The following is a 17,110-nucleotide window of genomic DNA, read 5'->3' as shown; positions in this document are numbered from 1 at the left end:
AATGCTGGAATTGTTTGGGTCTGGCTTGTTTTCACTTTGGCTAGACATGGCTGGGGTAAAAGTTAAGCCTTTAGATGCCTTGGAAGCGTTAGCTTGGCAAACGAGTCCTGGTTTAGTTGTTGCACCTGATCCAAACCCAGCAGGAGCCAAAACTGTTGAACAGTATTTTAAAGACTTAGTCACCGGGAAACTAGTGGCGGGAAACACGATCGCCAGTCAGGGGATTTGGATACAGTCAGGTCCAATTCTCATGGCAAATCATGAAGGCACAAAACCAATGCCTGCCGCCTCCTTGACCAAAATTGCAACCTCGCTGGTGTCCCTAAAAATGTTGGGGGGAGAACACCAATTTGAGACTTTGGTGAGTTCGAGGGGAGCAATTCAAAATGGCGTATTACAGGGCGACTTAGTTATTACTGGTGGTGGCGATCCATTATTTGTCGTTCAAGAGGCGATCGCACTGGCGAATACTTTGCACAAGATGGGGATTAAAGAGGTTAAGGGTAATTTAATTGTGGTTGGTAATTTTGCCATGAATTTCCAACGCAATCCCACCCTTGCAGGTGAATTTTTCAAAAAAACCCTGAACCATACTACTTGGTCGCGGGATATCACCCTACATTATTCGATCATGCCCAAGGGCACGCCGAAGCCACAGTTGAGAATCGCAGGTCGAGTCATTTTAGCGACAGAACCAGTTGCCTCAACCACTCTACTTGTGAGACATCGCTCGTTACCCCTCAAACAGTTGATTAACGAGATGAATGTGTTTAGCAATAACGACATGGCGGAAATGCTAGCTGAGGCGGTGGGAGGTCATACGGTTGTCCAAGCGACTGCGGCAAAATTAGCGCGAGTACCCGAATCTGAAATTCAATTAATCAATGGTTCCGGTTTGGGGGTTGACAATCGTATTTCTCCCCGTGCTGTCTGTTCAATGTTGATGGTTTTACAGCGTGAGGCGGTTGTGAATGGGATGACAATAGCAGATTTATTCCCAACTTCGGGAATAGATCATCGTGGGACTATGCATTCGCGTCATTTGCCAAATGCAACTGTGATGAAAACAGGAACCCTGCGGGATGTTAGTGCTTTAGCCGGAGTTGTACCCACACGCGATCGCGGTTTGGTTTGGTTCACCATCATTAATCGAGGTCCATTTGTTTCCTCATTCCGTCAAGAACAAGATAAACTCTTACAAAATCTGGTCAAACAATTACAATTACCCCAAACTGTCCCCACTGCGATCGCACCTCACTCTGGGATTAAAAATTTACCTAGTCTCGGTGCAGGCGATCGGAATGAAGTTGTCTTCGGGGGATAGGGAAGAGGAGGCGGGGATGCGGGGAAGAGGAGGCGGGGATGCGGGGAAGAGGACGCGGGGACGCGGGGACGCGGAGATATAGAAAATAGAAAATTTTATTTGTGTCTCCCATCTCCCCATCTCCGTGTCTCCCCATCTCCCCATCTCCCCATCACTCACTCTTTGGTTCCGATGGCACGATGTTAGTAATTACTCTCTGTCCACTACCACCACTTTTGACAACAATCTTCTCTTGCTGAATATTACCTGTAGCACTTTCGCCAGTAAATGTTAGGGATGGCTCGGCTTGTTGATAAACTACATTCCCCTGGGCTTCCACTTGTTGGTTATTTAAATACCAAGTTAATTTATCTGAGCGAATTGCTTGACGACGTTTGCCGATCGCGTTAACTTTTCCCTGTAAATATACTGTGTTTTGTGGTATTCTCAGTTCCCCTTGGTTGGCTGTCACCAAGATGTTTTCAGTGAGATGCAAGACGCGAATTGGTGTTTTGGTGGTGACAATTTCTGTGTTGAGATTCCATGCCATCGAGTTACTGACGATTTGCATTCGTGGGTCTGCAAGTTCGATTTGGGCATTTTTAGTAATGGTGACTATTTTTGTTTTTAGATCGATATTCGCAGCGTCACCCTTACCCCGATCAGTAATTTGATTATTTTTAGAGCGAAAAAATTGTAAAGGGCGATCGCCAATTAATTTCTCTTGTTTTACCTGCCAAATTAAGTGTTCGGTTCGCACCTGAAATGGCGGTTCCAGGGAATTTGCAACCACCCCACCAAAAAAGTCTACTCGTTGTTCGCGAGTCTTTACCCTTGCTTCTTGAGCTACCGCATCTAGCTGCTTATGTTTACCAGTCAGTTTGTTGCGAACGATTAATAAATCCTCTTTGGGTCGCCATTCTAATTCATTTCCCCGTAACACAACTCCGTTGACTGGGTCTGTTGCCACTATCTGACCTCGGAGAATTAGAACTAATTTCTTGTCATTTTGCTCAATATCTGCTTTGTCGGCGGTAACTTTATAAACTACTTTTCCATCCTGAAAAAGCTCGCCATAGGGATTTTCGGCTTGACCAATTTCTTTTTCTTTGATGTACTTGGCTTGTTTGGCATCGACTCGCCAAAGTAATTTTCCCGACTCATCAATTGCATCGAAAGAACCACCAAATACTGTTAATTTGCTATCAGATGCTTGTTCGGTGGGTTTATCTTTCGGTTGAACTTTGTCACCAGGACTACTACAAGCAAATAATCCCGTTGTCAGTAAAATTGTGAGGATTAGACGCACAGGGAAAAAAAGAGGTGAGGAAGGGAGGGTGACAGGGGAGCCACTTGCTTGCGGGGGTTGCCCCGGGAATTGGAGTGGAGAGGCGGAAAAAATTTGATTTTCCATATCTCCCCAAATTTTCTTATGTCTCCCTATCCCTATGTCACCCTGTCTTTTTTCCTTACTCATCCCCATCTCCAATTATTTCTGGCATCACGATTCTGGGATTTCCAGATGTCCTTCCATGTCAGGTTGTTCCAAAAAACCCATACCCGATAGTGGACGATAGGGGTAACTTTGACGTGGTGTTTTTTGAATATCTTCTTTGATGGCTTCCAAATCTATGTAGCGATCGCTCACATTAATTAAACTATCACTAGTCATCGATCGCAAACTCACAACTTCTACACGCACACCTCGGTAGCTGACGGAGTTGACTGCATAGGCTAAATCTCCATCCCCACTGACCAGGACTGCGGTATCGTATGAATCTACTAGTGCCATCATATCTACGGCAATTTCCACATCCAGATTGGCTTTTTTGGAACCATCGGGTAACTGCACTAAGTCCTTGGCAATCACACGATAACCATTACGCCTCATCCACAGCAAAAAACCCTGCTGCTTTTCGTTGGTTCGATCAACACCTGTATAGAAAAAAGCACGTAATAGGCGGGAACCACCAGTTAACCGACAAAGTAATTTTGTGTAGTCGATTTCTATACCTAGTTGCAATGCTGCATAAAATAAATTCGAGCCATCAATAAATATGGCTACACGACCTCGATTTTCTAATACCTGTTCTGGTGTAAATATGGAATCGTTTTCTAAATTATTCAACATTGTTGTCATACCTCATTTCTTATCAAAGTAATAAATGATACTAATTTTCGGAGTTTTTACTTATTTGAGTGAGAATTATGATCAAGCAGAATAGCCTGCGCTCAGGCTAACTTACAAAAGTCAAAATTCAATACTGTTCGGTTGAGGAAAAAAGATTCAAAATTAAAAAGTCAAAATCCTTGTTTTATTAGCATTCTCAACCTTGTTTCTTCCCCTTGCTTTCCGTGAGCCAAGTAGCATTGATTCCAAATAGTGAATCAATTAACTATGGTTTCATACCATGCTTAATTGTAGACTGCCCTTAAACAGGGAGGAGATGAAATCCTTTATACCTTTTCCCATCAGTAAGCTAAAGCTACCAGTGGCAGTGAATACGCAAACAGTTGTTTGGTTCTGGATGAGAATTACATTTTTTTGAATCATTGTTTCTGGGCGAGTCAAATCTCACCCGAAAAAATAGCTCAAAATGAGAGATGTCTACTCATCATTTTTAGGTAATTCTATGCGCTTAAAGATGGGTTGGGGAACACCCAAATTTTGTTCGCAATTTAACAGTCCCCATTGAGAATGGGTTTGAAAAGGTGCGACGATAGATGTATTAATTTGGTTGTTAAAATCAATCTCAAAGCCCAGTTGCTGATAAGCAGCCGTACTGATAGTTGGAATAACAGGGGATAAAAGATAAGCAGCTAGCCTAACCGATTCCAGCACCGCATATAACACTTTCTCCACTGCTGCTTGTTCTCCTTGTTTATATAATGTCCAGGGTGCTTGGTCATCAATAAACTTATTGCTAGCTTGTACGAGTGACAGAACTAAGGTGCAAGCTTGATTAAAAGTTAATGCTTCGTAAGCATCTTTCACCTGTTCCCCCAAACCCAAACCAATAGCTTTCAATGGATTCTCAGCAGGGATATCTTCGTTAGCAACAGATGGAATGTTGCCACCGCAGTATTTCTTCACCATGCCTAAAATGCGATTGAGCAAATTTCCAAAATCGTTCGCTAAATCTGCATTTAACACATCGATGAATCTAACTTCATTAAAGTCGCCATCTTTGCCAAATTCGATTTCCTTAAGAAAGTAATAACGAACTGCATCTGTACCGTAGGTATTTACCAAGGCAATCGGATCGATCGTATTACCTGTTGTTTTGCCCATTTTTCGCCCATCTTTGGTCAAAAATCCATGTCCAAAGACTTGATTTGGCAATGGCAGTTCGGCTGACATTAACATTGCGGGCCAGTACACTGCATGAAAGCGCAAAATGTCTTTACCAATTAGATGGAGATTGAATGGGTACCATTTTTTTAATGCTGCTTCTAGTGTTGGTTTATCTTCCGGTTCCAGTAATGCGGTAATATATGCCAGAAGTGCGTCAAACCAAACATAAAGTGTGTGTTTGGGATTTTCGGGAACAGGAAAACCCCAATCGACATTCACCCGTGAAATCGAGAAGTCTTGCAATCCTTGATTGACAAAATTTAAGACTTCATTACGACGACTTTCGGGTTGCATGAAATCGGGGCGATCGCGATAAAATTCCAGTAATTTGTCTTGATATTTAGATAAGCGAAAGAAGTAGTTTTCTTCATCGCGCCATTCGACTTCCTTATTAGTATGAATGGGACAGCGATTTCCTTCTAATAATTCCCGTTCCTCTTTAAATTCTTCGCAAGAAACGCAATACCAGCCCTTTTGTTGCCCTAAATATATATCACCTTTTGCCCAGACACGTTGGAAAAACTCTTGCACTATCGCTGCATGATTTGGTGCAGTTGTCCGACTAAAGCGATCGTACTGGATATTTAGTAATTCCCATAGCGAAATAAAATTGGGAACTATTTCATCGCAGAATTCCTGCGGATTCAAGCCTTTAGCTTCCGCACTTCTCTGAATTTTTTGACCATGTTCGTCAGTACCAGTCACTAATAAAACCGAATGCCCTAGCAATCTGTGAAATCTCGCAATAGCATCGGCGGCGATGGTGGTGTAGGCACTACCGATATGTGGTACATCGTTTACATAATATAGCGGTGTTGTCAGCGCAAATGTTTTTTTTGTTATATCCACTCGATTCATGCAAAATAAAAAACTTGTTATAACCTTTATTTATATTTTAGTTTTTAGCTAAAACCACGTAATTGTATAACATCTATCACTATTTTTCAAGTAACATATTCATATTAGCAAATTTATTTTGAATAAGCTTATTTTGTAATAAGTATAATTTTGGATAATTTTAGTTAACTTTTCCCAAAATTTGCAATATTTCAGCCATTTATTTAGTCAGAGCAAATTGCTTATGAAATTTCTTGTGACTAGAAATACAGTTGCGGAGGTGTCACAATTAAGAACAAAAATCAAAGTTAATGCAGATTCTGCTTTTTCGCAATTTGATACTGTTGATTCGGAAGTGTCTATGCAGAGGGTTTATGATTTAATTATCAAATTCGCGTTAAATAAATCATCACAAACGACTATTAGCCAATGACTGCGACAAAAGTTGAATTCAAACCTTGTTTTTTAAGTCCAAAAAAACTACAGCCAGAATACCCTCTATTTGTATATTTACCTGGGATGGATGGCACTGGTCAACTGTTACGATCGCAAACCGCAGGATTGGAAAGGGGTTTTGATGTGCGGTGTTTGGCGATACCACGCCAGGACTTGACTACCTGGGACGATTTAACCAACAATGTCCTCGATTTAATTGAACGGGAATTAAGCAGAAATTCACAACGTTCGGTTTATTTGTGTGGTGAGTCATTTGGTGGCTGTTTAGCTCAGAAAGTCGCAATTAAAGCACCACATTTATTCAAGCGTTTGATTCTCGTTAACCCTGCATCCAGCTTTAAATTACGTTCTTGGTATGTTTGGGCATCTCCGTTAATGGATTTAGTGCCCGAATGGGTGTATGGTGTTAGTTCCGTTGGACTATTGCCATTTTTGGCAGCCCTCGCGCGAATTCCAGAAAGCGATCGCCTGGAACTTTTGGATACTGTGAGTTCGGTTCCCAGGGAAACGATCATTTGGCGCATTTCTCTCTTACGAGAATTTGCTATAGATGAAGTAAAACTATCGCAAATCACTCAACCAACATTAATCTTGGCGAGTTTAGAAGACCGACTTTTGCCATCAGCCACGGAAGCAGAACGGTTAAACCAACTTTTTCCCAATTCCCAAATAGTAACCTTGCCCAATAGTGGACATGCATGTTTGCTGGAGGCAGATATTAATCTCTACAAAATCCTCAAAGTCAATAATTTTTTGTAAAAAATAAAGTTAAAATTATCAGCCTGATGATATGGACGCGGAGAATTTTGAATTACGAGTGATTCGCCCAACATGATATTGAGCAATTGCCAATTCCCAATTACCCACATCCCATGAAAAAGCACAACTTCAGAATTTTAAGCAATACTGGTACATGTTAGTCGAAATAGAATACAAAAAAATGGAAGTTCGTGCAACGAATAACTCTCTCTTAGAATGGTCTGGAGATGGTTTAGCTGTTGGATTATTTGAAGATGCTACAGAAATAACTGGCGATTTGGCGACTCTCGACCAAAAATTTGCCAGTGTAGTCAAAGAATTAATTACCGAAGAAGAATTTAAAGGTAAACTCGGTAGCACTATCGTGACTCGTATTGGTGCAGGTAGTCCTGTACGTAAAATAATTTTGGTTGGCTTGGGAAAAGCTGACACCTTCAAAATCGAAACTCTCCGACGGGCTGCTGCGACTGTGGCGAGATTGGCAAAAAAACAAAAATGCAAAACTCTAGGCATTAGCTTACCCATTGCCAATCATAATCCGACTGCCACCGCACAAGCGATCGCAGAAGGGGTACAACTGGCACTTTACCAAGATATCCGCTTTAAGTCGGAGCCTGAAGAAAAACCAACACAAGTAGAATCAGTGGATTTACTAGGTTTGGCAGGAACAGAAGAAGCGATCGCCCGTGCTACTCAAATAACTTCTGGTGTCATCTTAGCTAGGCAATTAGTCGCAGCCCCAGCAAATTCTCTAACCCCAATTACAATGGCGGAAACTGCCCAAGCTATTGCCAATGAATCCGGTTTGCAACTGGAAATTTTAGAACAGGCAGATTGCGAAAAACTAGGTATGGGTGCTTTTTTAGGAGTTGCCCAAGCGTCAGAAATCCCCCCGAAATTTATCCACCTTACCTACAAACCTACAGGGACACCACGCAAAAAAGTGGCGATTGTCGGCAAGGGTTTAACCTTTGACTCTGGTGGTTTAAATATCAAAGGTGCGGGAAGCGGTATCGAAACCATGAAAATTGACATGGGCGGGGCGGCGGCAACATTAGGGGCAGCAAAAGCGATCGGACAAATTAAACCTGATGTGGAAGTACATTTTATTTCTGCCGTCACCGAAAACATGATTAGTGGACGGGCAATGCACCCAGGAGACATCCTCACCGCATCTAATGGTAAAACCATTGAGGTGAACAATACCGATGCTGAAGGACGTTTAACGCTGGCTGATGCCTTGGTTTACGCCGATAAATTGGGTGTAGAGGCAATAGTAGATTTGGCAACTCTCACGGGTGCTTGTGTTATTGCTTTGGGTGAAGATATTGCCGGATTATTTACACAGAATGATGACTTGGCGAAGCAGCTAGAAACCGCAGCAGAAGCCGCAGGTGAAAAAATCTGGCGGATGCCGATGGAAGAAAGGTATTTTGAAGGCTTGAAATCTGGTATCGCCGATATGAAAAATACTGGACCCCGTGCAGGCGGCTCAATTACTGCATCATTATTCCTGAAGCAATTTGTCAAAGAAACCCCAGCTTGGGCACATCTTGATGTCGCCGGACCAGTTTGGGCTGATAAGGAAAACGGTGTCAATAATCCTGGGGCAACTGGTTACGGTGTACGTACCTTGGTGAATTGGGTGTTGAGTTAACTAACAGCGTAATATCAAGTTCGTTTCCAGGCTAATCGTGAAGTTGACATCAATTAAGAAGCGGAAACGTGGAGAAAAATTGATGATAGCTGATGATCTATGTGGACTTGATATTACGCACCAAAAGTATTAGCAGGTATTTGCCCACACCCAACATTTTTACATAGGTTTATGGGGATATTTGGCTGGGTTGGGAATTTACTTTTGCTTTCAGCCAATAGGTTTGCATTTCGCCTTTGCCTTTAACGGAAATCGTGCCCCTTTCTTCAAATAAAAAGTTATCTTTCAGTAACTTAAAAGTATCAGCACTAACATGAATCCGACCGGGACTACCATGAGATTCCATGCGGCTAGCAATATTTACGGTATCACCCCAAAGGTCATAAATAAATTTTTTAATCCCAATGACACCTGCAACCACAGCACCACTATTAATCCCAATCCGAATTTGAAATTGTTCACCAGTATCAAGATTAAATTGGGCGATCGCATCAATCATATCTATTGCCATACTTGCGATCGCATCTTGCATGATCTACGCGCGGATTGGGTAAACCACCGACAACCATATAAGCATCACCAATAGTTTTAATTTTTTCCAATTTGTAAAACTCGGCAAGTAAATCAAAGCGGGAAAATATTTGGTTGAGCAAATCAACCAATTTTTGCGGTGGAATGCGACCCGATAAATCTGTAAATCCAACAATATCAGCAAACATGACTGTGGCATCATTAAAAAATAAATCTTGAGCAATATTTTGGAGCAAAATAAAAAACCAGTTTGAATGTAAAACTGGTTTGATTAAAACTATTTGCTTTTAATTCAATTTTTTTGTCAGCTAATCGTCATTAATTTTTCCAGACTAACTCGCTGTTAATCAGGGCTACCCTACGGGAACGCTCCGCCAACAGACTTGGTGGGAGGAACGTAAATGCAATTAGCTTACTTACTTCAATTCTGGATGTGCCCTATCTTCAGCACTAGGTTTACCCATTTTGTTAATCGCAGCAATCATTTGATACAACCGACCTAAATCCCGTTGGTTAAAACTTAATATCAAACGAGGTAGATTGTAAGTTTCGTCTTGTCCTTCCTGCGGTAATGCTTGAGTCTTTTCAATTTTACCTTGGACGAGAATATCGCTAAAATCGGCATTCAACTGCTCAACTTCAGCATCAGATAAATCTGATTTGAGACGAATTACTAGCCTGTTATTAACATACCGGCTCGAATGATAAACCTGGAAAAATTTAATAATCGCATCACAAGCAACATCTATATTGTCGGTGATGGTATACAAACTTGGGTCTTCAGGACTGACTAAACCAGTTTGCAGTAAATGTTTATCAACATACTGACTCCATGAGTGCCAATAATCACCACCAGGATGATCAATTAACACTAAAGGAACAGGTCCAAATTTACCAGTTTGGCTTAAAGTCATACACTCAAACACTTCATCTTGAGTCCCAAAACCGCCTGCAAAAACAGCTACAGCATCACTTTCCTTAAGCAAAAACAACTTCCGGGTGAAGAAATATTTGAAATGGATTAATTTGCGATCGCCCTCAATATACGGATTTGCTTGCTGTTCAAATGGTAACTGAATATTCAAACCAAAGGAATTCTCCCGCCCAGCACCTTCATGCCCAGCTTGCATAATCCCACCACCACCACCAGTCATCACCATAAAACCTAACTCGGCTACCCGACGGGCAAATTCCAGTGCCATTTTATATTCTGGGGTGGTTGGGGAAAGGCGCGCTGAACCAAAAATCGTGACTTTCCGTACATGTCGGTAATTATAAAACATCTGAAAACCACGTTCCATATCAGCCAAGGAAGCTGACAAGATTTTCCAGTCAAGACGCTCAACTTCATCATCAGCTAAACGCAAAATGGTTAATAGTGCCTGCTGGATGAATTGCCGATGCTTTGACTGTGGTAAGCGATTAATTAATTCAGCAATATCAGTTTGGAGAGACTCTAATGTCTCAAACGACGTATCCGAAGTCATGAGAGATGCTGCCAAAAGGCTTTATATTTTACTTAGGATTAGATGTAGATTTTATGATCCGCACTGCGGAGTATACATTTTACGTTTTGACAACAAAAAGCACCTTAGGTTTGCTTAAACCAAGGTACTGGTGACGTTTATCGTCGCCATTTATCTTGTTAGCAGCTGCCATTTAAAAGGTAACCATTCAAACTTAACCTACTTCGATCACTGTCGCAAGCTATGCAAAATTATAAGCACAATAGCTAAAACAGAGCCACAAAATAAAAAAGCGTCTTTAGCTGTGTCACTAAAGACGTAGTATCTAGTTAATTAAACCTAAAGTCATTCTGATACAAATCAAGAACTATCTAGAAAACAAGACTTAGGAGTCAAAATGATTAAGGTAGTTTTTTACACTAATCTCAATTTAGCCAGACAAAATTCGTAATGAATTTTGATTTCTGATTTTTGACTTCTAATTCCTGTAGAGCATTCTTTTGCGAGCTAAAAAATCAAAAAGGAGCCAGGATGACTTGCGATTACACAACCAGGATTTATGTGATTGAGCAAAGTTAAGTGATAAAAGTAATAGCGATCGCTGCCACAAAAAAGTCATGTAAAATTTTGACTTGACTGCAAGCAACTGACTGCAAAACTCTTGCTGACTCCCACGTTCTTTTCTACAAAATTACTTAACCTTACAGATACTTTTCCAAAGTGTTTGCTAATGTAGTCTTCGGAACAGCTCCGACAACCATATCAACTTTTTGTCCACCTTTAAAAATCATCAAAGTCGGAATACTGCGGATACCATACTGACTGGCAACATTGGGATTCTCATCAGTGTTAACTTTGACAACCTTGATTTGCCCTTCGTACTGAGCGGAAATTTCATCCACAACGGGGGCTACCATGCGGCAGGGACCGCACCAGGGTGCCCAAAAGTCAACTAGAACAGGGACTTCACTGTCTAGAACTTCCTGCTTGAAAGTAGAGTCGGTAACTTGTGCGGCTGCTGACATGCCTTGAAACCTTATGCCTATTATTGTTTTTGATTTTTGTGAAAATTCTACCACAGTGAAATGCACTGCTTCGGACTAGTGCATATACATTTACAAGTACCTTTAGAATTTATTTATATTGTGGAGGATGATTTTGAGATTTTGGGCATCACAAATTATTTTTCCTCAATTTTCATTTAGCTCCCCAAATAAGGAACCGCCCGAACAGTAGTCCGGGCGGAGTGTGGTGTGAGGAGTGAACGGAAACATGCGTCTCCGCTATCTCTATTGTAGGCGACATATGAAATTTTTCCAGCGATTGTTTGCGAGTCTGAAAAAAATTTCTTGAATAATTTGATCAGAGATGAAAAATAGGGGAAAAATCAAGGCAAAGGGGAAAAGCTAAAGAAATGATCTTTCATCTTCTATTTTCGGATTTTTTGTCTCAATCTCCTCTAATGCCTTTTTCCCTTTCCCTTTTACTCTTTCTCTGCTTATTTTCCCATCCCCAATTGTTGAGCTTTTTGGTATACTTTTCCTTCGGTAAGTAACGAAGGTGCAATAACTACTTCGACTTGTTGCATTTCTTTAATATTTTTTGCACCCAAAGTTCCCATACTAGTCTTTAAGGCTCCCAATAGATTATGCGTGCCATCGTCTAGTCCTGCTGGTCCCCGGAGAATTTGCTCTAAAGAACCTGTGGTGGCAACGCGAATCCGAGTCCCACGAGGTAAAACCGGGCTAGGTGTTGCCATACCCCAATGGAAACCGCGTCCAGGGGCTTCAGTCGCACGCGCAAAGGGCGAACCAATCATCACACCATCGGCTCCGCAGGCAATACATTTACAGATGTCACCACCCGTAATTAAACCACCATCGGCAATGACGGGAACATACTTACCAGTTTCGCCAAAAAAGTCATCACGGGCAGCAGCACAATCAGAAATTGCTGTGGCTTGAGGGACTCCCACACCTAATACACCACGGGAAGTACAAGCTGCACCAGGACCAATACCCACCAATACACCAGCTGCACCAGCCTTGAGCAAATTCAAAGTGACTTCATAAGTGACACAGTTGCCCAAGATTACGGGCATTGGCATGTCTTGACAAAAATTTGCCAAGTCCAGAGTCACAACTGCATCAGGTGATAAATGTGCTGTCGAAACCACCGTGGCTTGCACAAAAAACAAATCAGCCCCAGCTTCTGCGACAGTTTTGCCAAATTTACTTGCCCCTGCGGGGGTAGCACTGACTGCGGCAATACCGCCCTGCTGTTTAATTTCTTTAATTCTTTGTGTAATTAGTTCAGGTTTAATTGGTTCGGCATACAATTCCTGCATCAACCCAACAAATTCATCTTTGCCAACCGAGGCAATGCGGTCTAAAATTGGCTCTGGATTTTCGTAGCGAGTTTGGATTCCTTCGAGGTTGAGCACGCCCAATGCACCCAACTTCGATAAAGCCACCGCCATGCGGACATCGACTACACCATCCATAGCACTGGCAATAATGGGAATTTCCCGCTCAATATTGCCGATGCTCCATGTTGTATCCGCTAAACTGGGATCGAGTGTTCGATTTCCAGGGCAGAGAGCAATTTCATCAATACCATATGCTCTGCGGGCAGTTTTTCCCCGTCCTATTTGAATTTCCACGCTGCTAAGTTCCCAAATCTGTTTAAGCTAGGGTATCAAATAGTGGGGGTACTTGGAGCGTTTTTTTTCTAATATATGGTTATATGGGCATTAGTCATTTGTCATTGGTCATTAACAAAGGAAAAGTGACAAAAACAAATTACACCCAATGGATAAGCATTAGAACCACTGAATATTGTTAACATTATTTAAGATTTCCCCTTTGACTCCCTTGATTCAATCTGAAACCCTAGAACTACTCGAATGGTCGCGTCTGTGCCAGCATTTGTCTACTTTTGCGGCGACAAAGTTAGGCGCGATCGCATCTCGTCATCTACAAATTCCTGCTTCGCAAGCCGAAAGCGAGCAATTACTCACACAAACAAAAGAAGTATACGAACTCGAAAGTCGTCTCACCTCTGGCTTATCCTTTGAGGGGATTCAAGATATTGGCGATTCCCTCGAGCGGGCGGAACTCCAAGGAATTTTAGCAGGAGATGAATTACTAGCGATCGCGACTACACTGGCGGGGGCACGCAATTTGCGGCGTGTCATCGATAGCCACGAAGATTTGACAATTTTAACTGACTTGGTGGCAGAACTGCGGACGTATCCGGAGATTGAGCAGGAAATCCACCGATGTATCGATGAACGCGGGCAAGTTACCGATCGCGCTAGTCCAAAACTAGGTGATATCCGCGCCGAACTGCGAAAAGCACGCAGTCAAATCACCCAAAAACTGCATAACATCATGCAGGTGAAATCCAATGCGGTGCAAGAACAAATTATTACCCAACGTGGCGATCGCTTTGTGATTCCGGTGAAAGCCTCGCATAAAGACGTAATTCCTGGTATCGTTCACGACAGTTCCACAAGTGGCGTAACTTTATACGTTGAACCCAATTCTGTTGTCCCCATGGGGAACCAACTTCGGCAACTCATTCGCCGCGAAGAGGTGGAAACCGAAGCCATTCGGCGTAAGTTAACTGAAGAAGTTGCCGCAGTCAAGCCCGATTTAGAAAGACTTTTAGCAATTGTGACAACTTTAGATTTAGCCACCGCAAAATCCCGTTATAGCTACTGGCTCAAAGCCAATCCTCCCCGCTTTATTAGTCGCGAAAATAAGGAAAATATTACTTTACGGCAATTAAGACACCCTTTGTTAGTTTGGCAAAATCAGCATGAACAAGGGCATGATGTCATCCCGGTGGATATGCTGGTGCAGCCAGAAATCCGAGTTGTGACAATTACGGGACCAAATACGGGTGGGAAAACGGTAACTTTAAAGACACTTGCTTTAGCCGCACTTATGGCAAAAGTCGGTTTATTCGTCCCTGCACGGGAACCTGTCGAGTTGCCCTGGTTTGATTTAATACTGGCAGACATTGGCGACGAACAATCGCTTCAGCAAAGCTTATCGACATTTTCCGGTCATATTCGCCGGATTAGTCGGATTTTAGCGGCATTGGGGAATGAGGCAGGGAATGGGAATGGAGATGTGGAGACGCGGGGACGCGGGGACGAGGGGACTGGGAATGGGGATGTGGGGACGCGGGGACGCGGGGACGCGGAGACGGAGGAAAATGAAGTAGATATCTCCCCCTCTCCAGATTCCCCCCTCTGCCCATCACCATCCTCACTGATTCTTCTGGATGAAGTCGGAGCCGGAACCGATCCAGTAGAGGGTAGTGCCTTAGCTATTTCCTTGCTGCGCTATCTTGCGGACAATGCGCTGCTGACAATGGCAAGTACCCACTTTGGCGAACTCAAAGCCTTGAAATATCAAGACGAACGGTTTGAAAATGCTTCCGTAGAGTTTGATGAGACAACCCTGTCACCAACCTATCGCTTGCTGTGGGGGATTCCTGGACGTTCCAATGCCTTAGCGATCGCCCAACGTTTGGGTTTGAAAGCGGAAGTTGTCACCGCCGCCAAGCAGGAAATGGGTGGTGCAAATGATGAAGTCAATGAAGTGATTGCGGGATTGGAAGCCCAACGCAAGCGCCAGGAAACCAAAGCCGCAGAAGCTCAGAAATTATTACAGCAAGCCGAGAAACTCTACAAAGAGGTATCCGAAAAAGCGACTAATTTAGAAGAGCGGGAAAAATCCCTGAAAGCCGAGCAAGAAATTGCAGTCCAGCAGGCAATCACCCAAGCTAAAGGTGAAATTGCCCAAGTCATCCGTCGTCTCCAACAGGGTACTCCCACCGCCCAAGATGCCCAACAAGCAACAAATGCCTTAAATCAAATTTCCGCAAAATTTAGCCAGAAACAGCATTCCCCAGCCAAACCTGTTGGTTTTATGCCAAAAGTAGGCGATCGCATTCGCATCTCCAAATTAGGGCAAACTGCGGAAGTAATCACAGTACCTAACGAAGATGGAGAATTAAACGTTCGCTTTGGCATTATGAAAATGACTGTGAAATTGGCAGATATTGAGTCGCTAGATGGGAAAAAGCCGGAACCAGTCGAAAAGACGCGGGGACGCGGGGACGCAGGCAAGAAAGTTCCAGAAGTAGTTCCACCCGTTGAAGTCCCAATTATTCGTACTTCCAAAAATACTGTCGATTTGCGCGGAAAACGGGTAGCTGACTCGGAAATAATTGTAGACAAAGCCATTTCTGAAGCTAGTGGAGCAATCTGGATTATTCACGGACATGGCACAGGCAAACTCCGGGAAGGTATCCAGGAATTTTTGCGCCAACACCCAAGAGTGAGCCGATTTGAAGCCGCAGCCCAAGCAGATGGTGGCACTGGTGTTACGATTGCTTACATTTATTAAAATTGTGCAAGCAAAAAATATCACTAGTAGGGGTTGTTAAAAACGACATTATCTGCATCTACAGTTCAAGTGGAGCCGCAGCGAAAGTAATTGCTGTTAGCGGCTAACACTTTGGGGAAACTTGCAAATGCAGGATTGATGGAAGTGGAAAGTTTTGGGTATAAATTGGCGTTTGCTGATAGATTACATAGATGATTGGCTCATTTATATGAGTAAAATCAGGATAATTTTTTGTGCCCGTACTTTCTTCAAAATGGGTTTCGTCTTAGAGTAAGACAAAGAAAAGATGCTGTTTACCAAATCGCTAGAAATTATTGACACTTGGCTACCATTTGCTGGATCAGATTAAGGGCAACAAGGAAGATATGGAGATAAAGGGAACACAAACACGAGAAGCATATTCTTTCTTGCTTGTCTCTCCTTTACTCTCCCCCTTGCTCCCTTTTCTCACATCCAGAACAACGCCAGGGTGGGAAACCAATCGAAATAGCCGAGAGTCTGGTTTCAAAATGGGTAACAGCAACAGCCCCTACCAGCCCGATCGCGTATGCTAAAAGTTATGCACCCTGCCGCCAATTCGCCCAACCCAACATCACAGTGGGAGGACTTGACCAAAATAGGTACTCCCGACCTAACAGAGTGGGATAACATCAAAACTCAGTTGGATTTAGTGTTGTTGGCGCTTGAAACATTAACAGGCATTGGCTCCGAAGCAATGCTGAGTGCTGCAATTGATTTAGGCTTAGAATCAAAAGTGCCCGATCGCGTGGCGCTGTGGCGACTACGCCAGTCAAACCCATTACGTAAAGGACAAGGAGGAAGAAAAAAACTTGATGTCGAAGAAGCGCGATCGCTTGTTCTCATCACCTGCCACCTTGCCAAACAGCATCAAGAATTGATTCGTCGGGCAGTCAGCTTACTCGAACAAATGGCGGAGAGCGATCGCGAACCCCATCAAGCTGCCCTACTCGGAGATTATATTGACGCTTTCTGCAACACATACCAAGAGCGGATGGAGGAAGACGAAGAAATCTCCACGGATTTATTAACCCATTTGGCGTTGAAATTGCTAGTAGATTTACTTTTTTACAGTGGTCCTGGTGGTCATCGCCGTCTCTGGCTAGCACTTATCGACCGCTCAACCAAATTTTAGATTTGAGGTTTGAGATTTTAGATTGGTCGGTTGTTAATGCGTCATGGTTAATGGTTAATTGATTCAAAACTCAGCCTTAACAATTAACAACTACCTGCTACTAGCAAAAATCCAAAATCCAAAATCCAAAATCCAAAATCTTAAAATTGTCCCCCATTGCACTTTCTGCT

12 protein-coding genes and 1 pseudogene are annotated in these 17,110 nt (G+C 42.9%); 6 read left to right on the top strand and 7 right to left on the bottom strand.

Annotation, left to right across the window (positions count from 1 at the left end):
- Position 1: 1 nt before the first annotated feature.
- Entirely contained in the window at positions 2-1,324 is a 1,323-nt protein-coding gene (locus tag VB733_RS15240) for a D-alanyl-D-alanine carboxypeptidase (protein WP_323340904.1), read from the top strand.
- 151 nt (positions 1,325-1,475) lie between these two features.
- Here VB733_RS15240 and lptC read toward each other — a convergent pair whose 3' ends face one another.
- The 3 genes from lptC to metG all read right to left on the bottom strand — a co-directional run bounded on the left by lptC (position 1,476) and on the right by metG (position 5,516).
- A complete protein-coding gene (lptC, locus tag VB733_RS15235) occupies positions 1,476-2,717 on the bottom strand; it encodes an LPS export ABC transporter periplasmic protein LptC (RefSeq protein WP_323340903.1) in 1,242 nt (413 codons plus the stop codon).
- An 87-nt stretch (positions 2,718-2,804) separates the two neighbouring features.
- On the bottom strand, positions 2,805-3,434 hold the full coding sequence (locus VB733_RS15230; protein ID WP_096610644.1) for an NYN domain-containing protein: 630 nt from the start codon (positions 3,432-3,434) through the stop codon (positions 2,805-2,807).
- 477 nt (positions 3,435-3,911) lie between these two features.
- Positions 3,912-5,516, bottom strand: coding sequence for a methionine--tRNA ligase (metG, locus tag VB733_RS15225; RefSeq protein WP_323340902.1), 1,605 nt, complete (start codon positions 5,514-5,516; stop codon positions 3,912-3,914).
- A 235-nt stretch (positions 5,517-5,751) separates the two neighbouring features.
- Here metG and VB733_RS15220 point away from each other — a divergent pair, with 235 nt between their 5' ends.
- The 3 genes from VB733_RS15220 to VB733_RS15210 all read left to right on the top strand — a co-directional run bounded on the left by VB733_RS15220 (position 5,752) and on the right by VB733_RS15210 (position 8,367).
- Positions 5,752-5,928 carry a hypothetical protein gene (locus VB733_RS15220; protein ID WP_323340901.1) on the top strand — a complete coding sequence of 59 codons (177 nt, stop codon included), beginning with the start codon at positions 5,752-5,754 and terminating at the stop codon, positions 5,926-5,928.
- Positions 5,925-6,710 carry an alpha/beta hydrolase gene (locus VB733_RS15215; protein ID WP_323340900.1) on the top strand — a complete coding sequence of 262 codons (786 nt, stop codon included), beginning with the start codon at positions 5,925-5,927 and terminating at the stop codon, positions 6,708-6,710. Before VB733_RS15220 ends, VB733_RS15215 begins: the two co-directional genes overlap by 4 nt.
- A 181-nt stretch (positions 6,711-6,891) precedes the next feature.
- Positions 6,892-8,367 carry a leucyl aminopeptidase gene (locus VB733_RS15210; RefSeq protein ID WP_323340899.1) on the top strand — a complete coding sequence of 492 codons (1,476 nt, stop codon included), beginning with the start codon at positions 6,892-6,894 and terminating at the stop codon, positions 8,365-8,367.
- A gap of 169 nt (positions 8,368-8,536) precedes the next feature.
- On the opposite strand, the pseudogene VB733_RS15205 reads toward VB733_RS15210, so the two are convergent.
- From VB733_RS15205 to VB733_RS15190, 4 genes and pseudogenes are all read right to left on the bottom strand, one after another.
- Positions 8,537-9,104: pseudogene (locus tag VB733_RS15205) on the bottom strand (adenylate/guanylate cyclase domain-containing protein); the annotation flags it as partial.
- A gap of 210 nt (positions 9,105-9,314) precedes the next feature.
- Complete coding sequence (locus VB733_RS15200) at positions 9,315-10,385, bottom strand: LOG family protein (RefSeq protein WP_323340898.1); 1,071 nt, start codon at positions 10,383-10,385, stop codon at positions 9,315-9,317.
- 680 nt (positions 10,386-11,065) lie between these two features.
- Positions 11,066-11,389 carry a thioredoxin gene (trxA, locus tag VB733_RS15195; protein WP_323340897.1) on the bottom strand — a complete coding sequence of 108 codons (324 nt, stop codon included), beginning with the start codon at positions 11,387-11,389 and terminating at the stop codon, positions 11,066-11,068.
- Positions 11,390-11,862: 473 nt separating this feature from the next.
- Entirely contained in the window at positions 11,863-13,026 is a 1,164-nt protein-coding gene (locus VB733_RS15190; RefSeq protein ID WP_323340896.1) for a GuaB3 family IMP dehydrogenase-related protein, read from the bottom strand.
- Between the two features lie 211 nt (positions 13,027-13,237).
- On the opposite strand from VB733_RS15190, the gene VB733_RS15185 reads away from it, so the two are divergent.
- The gene (locus VB733_RS15185) at positions 13,238-15,787 is read left to right on the top strand and encodes an endonuclease MutS2 (protein WP_323340940.1); all 2,550 of its coding nucleotides are present in this window, start codon (positions 13,238-13,240) and stop codon (positions 15,785-15,787) included.
- A gap of 547 nt (positions 15,788-16,334) precedes the next feature.
- Positions 16,335-16,940: a DUF3038 domain-containing protein gene (locus VB733_RS15180; RefSeq protein WP_323340895.1), complete on the top strand. Its 606-nt coding sequence runs from the start codon at positions 16,335-16,337 to the stop codon at positions 16,938-16,940.
- The last annotated feature ends 170 nt before the right edge of the window (positions 16,941-17,110 follow it).

Source organism: Calothrix sp. UHCC 0171 (assembly GCF_034931845.1).
Classification (GTDB): Bacteria; Cyanobacteriota; Cyanobacteriia; order Cyanobacteriales; family Nostocaceae; genus Brunnivagina.
The sequence above is the reverse complement of the archived record's forward strand: the minus strand, read 5'-3'. Positions and strand labels throughout refer to the sequence as shown.